The organism is Streptomyces sp. NPDC019443, from assembly GCF_044389785.1.
GTDB lineage: Bacteria > Actinomycetota > Actinomycetes > Streptomycetales > Streptomycetaceae > Streptomyces.
The window spans coordinates 1-4,967 of the sequence record NZ_JBIRYJ010000047.1 but is presented as its reverse complement, the minus strand read 5'-3'; the positions used below and the strand labels follow the sequence as shown (position 1 = coordinate 4,967).

1 protein-coding gene is annotated in these 4,967 nt (G+C 70.2%); it reads left to right on the top strand.

All coding sequences use genetic code 11. The features are described from left to right. Positions 1-60: 60 nt before the first annotated feature. The coding region (locus ACH492_RS39955; RefSeq protein ID WP_398994348.1) for an amino acid adenylation domain-containing protein at positions 61-4,967 on the top strand (4,907 nt) is incomplete at its 3' end.

Genomic DNA, 4,967 nt, shown 5'->3' with positions numbered 1-4,967 from the left:
CCGGTGGCGAATGCCCGCTTGTATGTCCTGGACGCGCGGTTGAATCCGGTTCCGGTCGGGGTGGCTGGGGAGGTGTTCATCGCGGGCCCGCAGGTGGCCCGCGGGTACCGCGCCCAGCCGGTGTTGACGGCCGAGCGTTTCCTGCCGGACCCGTTCGCCGCCGACGGCTCGCGCATGTACAGGTCGGGTGACCGGGCGCGCTGGCTGGCCGACGGACAGCTCGACTTCGTCGGCCGCGCCGACGATCAGGTCAAGGTCCGCGGCTTCCGGATCGAACCCGGTGAGATCGAAGCCGTCCTGACCACCCACCCCCAGATCCGCAACGCCGTCGTGACGGCATTCGGCGACACCGAAGACCGTAGACTCGTGGCCTATCTCATCCCCGCCGACCAGGCCGACGGCCTCCCCTCCGTCACGGACCTGCGCTCCTTCGCGAGCGAACACCTCCCCACCTACATGATCCCGGCAGTCTTCCTGCCGCTCACGGACGTCCCCCTCACCCCCAACGGCAAACTCGACCGCTCCGCGCTCCCGCTCCCGGACGGCGGATGGCGGGTGGAGTCGGGTGGGTTCGTGGCTCCGGCCACCACGACTGAGGAACTGCTGGCCGGCTTGTGGGAGCAGCTGCTGGGTGTGGAGCGGGTCGGGGTCACGGACAACTTCTTCGAGCTGGGCGGGCATTCGCTCCTTGCAACTCGCGTCAACTCCCGTATCCGGGAACTGCTGGCGGTCGACGTACCGCTGTCCGCGCTGTTCGACCACCCGACCGTGCGCGAGCTGGCTGTCGTCATCGACGGAGCAGGTCAGTCGATTGCCGTCCCGCCGGTGGTGGCGGTGGACCGGGACGGGGCGCTGCCGCTGTCGTTCGCCCAGCAGCGTTTGTGGTTCCTGGACCAGCTCGAACCCGGCTCGGCGGAGTACAACATCGCGCTGCCGGTGTGGCTGCGGGGCGAGAAGCCGGACGTGGAGGCGCTCAACGCGGCTCTGAGTGCGCTCGTGGCGCGGCACGAGGTGCTGCGGACCCGGCTGGTGGCCGGCTCGGACGGTGTTCCGCACCAACTGATCGACCCGCCCACGGAGTTCTCGCTGCCGCTGGTGGACGTGTCCGGCGAGCCGGATCCGGTGGCGGCGGCTCGTGATCTGGTGGCGGTGGACGCGACGGTGCCGTTCGATCTGACCTGCGGTCCGCTGATCCGTGCCACGCTCGTCCGGCTGGCGCCCGACGAGCACGTACTGGCCCTGTCGGTGCACCATGCCGTCTTCGACGAGTGGTCGGACCGTGTCTTCCGGCGTGAGCTTTCGGCCTTGTACGAGGCGTTCCGGGAGGGTGAGCCGGATCCGTTGCCGCCGCTGTCCGTGCAGTACGCGGACTTCGCCGCTTGGCAGCGCCAGTGGCTCACCGGTGATGTGCTCGACCTTCAACTCGACTACTGGAAGGGACGGTTGGCGGGGGCTCCGGTGTTGGAGCTGCCCACCGACCGGCCGCGTCCGCCGGTTCGGTCCAGCGAGGGCGCGGCGATGCGCTTCACCGTTGCGGAGCGGACGGCTCGGAAGCTCAGGGAGCTGTCGCGCCGGAGCGGCGTGACGATGTTCATGACGCTGCTGGCCGGGCTCGGCGTCCTGCTGAGCCGGTACGCGGGGTCGGACGACGTGGTCGTGGGCACACCCGTCGCCAACCGGAACCGGACCGAGACCGAAGACCTGATCGGCTTCTTCGTCAACACCCTGGTACTGCGCACCGACTTGTCCGGCGACCCCTCCTTCGCCGAGCTGCTGGGCCGCGTACGTGAGACCGCGCTCGGCGCCTTCTCCCACCAGGATGCGCCGTTCGAGCAGCTCGTCGACGAACTGGCCACCGATCGGGACCGCTCCCGTACGCCGCTGTTCCAGGTCATGTTCAACTACGCCGCCTGGGACGCCGACCACACCCGTGGGCCCGCCGAGACGGACCGAGGCACGAGCCCGGGCCTCGGGGACTACACCGACGCGGGCGCGCTGGCCGCGGACGTGCTCGCCGACAGCCTTCCCGCGAAGTACGACCTGCTGTTCACGCTGGGCGACAGCGCCAGTGCCAGCAGCACTGGCGTTGGTGGCGGCTGCCTGACCGGTGAGGTGCAGTACAGCACCACTCTGTTCGACGCCACCACGATCGAGCGGATGATCGGGCATTTCGTGGCGCTGCTGGAGACGGTCGCCGCCAATGCCCAGCGGCCGCTGTCACAGGTGCCCATGCTGTCGGCGGACGAGTGGAACCTGCTGGTGGAGGAGTGGAACGCCACCGCGGCGCTGCCCTCCACCCACGCCCCCCAGGGCGTACACGAGACGATCGCGGCACGCGCGGCCGAACGACTCGACGCCGTGGCCGTGGTCTGCGGCGAGCACCGGCTGACCTATGCGGGACTCATGGAGCGCGCGAACCGGCTGGCGCACCAGCTGCGCGCAGCCGGTGTGAGCCGCGAGACGGTGGTGGGGCTGTACCTGGAGCGTGGCCTCGACCTCGTGACGGCCATGCTGGCGGTGTGGCAGGCGGGCGGCGCCTATCTCTCGCTCGACCTGAACTACCCGCCCGAGCGGCTCGGCTTCATGCTCACCGACAGTCGCGCGACGGTCGTGGTGACTCAGTCGCACCTGTCCGATGCCATGGCCCATGCCTTGACCGACGTGCGGGCCGAGGCGCCGTACACCGATCCGGCCGCGCTCGTGGTCGTGGACCATCCCGAGACAGCCGCCGCGATCGCCGCCCAACCGGCGACCGCCCCCACGATGGCCACCACCGACCCGGGGCAGCTTGCCTACGTGATCTACACGTCGGGCTCGACCGGGCGCCCCAAGGGTGTGCTGGTTCCGCACGCGAATGTGCACAGCCTGTTCGAGGCCGCCGACAGCACGGGCACCTTCGAACTCGGCCCGGACGACGTGTGGAGCGTGAGTCACTCCTCCGCGTTCGACTTCTCGGTATGGGAGATCTGGGGCGCGCTGACGCACGGGGCCCGCTGCATGGTCGTACCGACACAGACCGTGCGGGAGCCGTGGCTGCTGTACGACGCGCTCGCCGCCGAGGGTGTCACCGTACTCAGTGCCACACCGGAGCTCTTCCGCCAGCTGGCGGACGTCGGCGAGTCCGGCCGCACGCCCACTGACCTACGGTTCGTCGTGTTCGGCGGCGACGCACTGCAACAGGCGCACGTGGCACGGTGGGCCGACGCGCGGGGACTCGACGCCCCCGCCCTGGTGAACATGTACGGCATCACCGAGACCACGGTCCATGTCACTCACCACCGGATCGACGCCACTGACCTCGACGCCGACCTGAAGGTGCCCATCGGCCTTCCCCTGCCCGGGTGGCAGGTGTACGTCCTGGACGAGCATCTGAGGCCGACCCCGGTGGGCGTACCGGGTGAGTTGTACATCGGGGGCGCCGGTGTGGCCCGGGGCTATGGAGGCCGGCCGGCGCTGACGGCCGGGCGGTTCGTGGCCGACCCGTTCGCCGAGGGCGGCTCCCGGCTCTACCGGTCGGGCGACCGGGCACGCCGACTGCCCGGCGGTGTCCTGGAGTTCCTCGGACGCGCCGACAAACAGGTCAAGGTCCGCGGCTTCCGTATCGAGCCGGGTGAGATCGAGTCCCTGCTGACCGCACACACGGGAGTACGGTCCGCCGTGGTGGAGGCCGTCGGGGACGGCCCGGAACGCAGACTGTTGGCCTATCTGGTTCCCGCCGATCCCGGCGAGGGCATCCCCTCGCCGGCCGAACTGCGCGACCTCCTGCAGCAGAACCTCCCCGACTTCATGGTCCCCGCTGCCTTCGTCGAGTTGGCCGCACTGCCCCTGACCCCCAACGGCAAGCTGGACCGGGCCGCGCTGCCCCGGCCGGACCAACTGCCCCTGCAGGACGACTTCGCGGCACCGGCCGGGGCGACGGAGGAACTCCTCGCCGACATCTGGGCCCAGGTGCTCGACGTGGAACGCGTGGGCGCCAACGACAACTTCTTCGAGCTCGGCGGCCACTCGCTGCTCGCCACCCAGGTGGTCTCCCGCATCCGTGAGGCGTTCGCGGTCGAGACCCCCCTCGCCGCCCTCTTCGACCAACCGACCGTACGCCAACTCGCGGCGACCCTGGACGAGTCGGTCACCGGCCCCGCCGTCGTTCCCCCGGTGACACCGGCCGACCGCGACCAGGCGCTTCCGCTGTCGTTCGCACAGCAGCGGCTGTGGTTCCTGGACCAACTCGCGCCCGGCGCGGTGGAGTACGCCCTCCTGTCACCTGTGGGCTGGAACGGCCCCCTGGATGTCGCTGCCCTGGGTGCGGCGTTGTCCGGTGTGGTGGCGCGGCATGAGGTGTTGCGGACGCGGTTGGTGGCGGATGCGGATGGTGTGCCGCGTCAGGTGATCGATGCGCCGGCGTCGTTCGCGCTGCCGGTGGTGGATGTGTCGGGGGAGATGGATCCTCGGGTGGCTGTGCGGGCTCTGGTGGCGGCGGACGCCGCTGTCCCCTTCGACCTCGCGGCCGGACCGCTCGTACGGGCGACGCTTCTCCGGCTCGCGCCCGACGAGCACGTACTGGCGTTGGCCATGCACCACGTGGTCTTCGACGAGTGGTCCGACCAGGTCTTCCACCGTGAACTGATGGCCCTGTACGAGGCATTCCGGGCGGGCGAGCCGGACCCGCTGCCCCCGCTGCCTGTCCAGTACGCCGACTTCGCTGTCTGGCAGCGTGAGTGGCTGACGGGCGACCTGCTCGACGACCAACTCGCCTACTGGCGCACCCAGTTGGCAGATGCGCCGACCCTGGAACTGCCTACGGACAGGCCCCGGCCGCCGGTCCGCTCCTCGGCCGGCGCGGTGACCGACTTCGACATCCCCCGGGAGACGGCGGAGGCGCTGCGGGCGTTGTCCCGTGAGTGCGGTGTGTCGATGTTCATGACGTTGCTGTCGGTGTATGCGGTGTTGTTGGGGCGGTATGCGGGTTC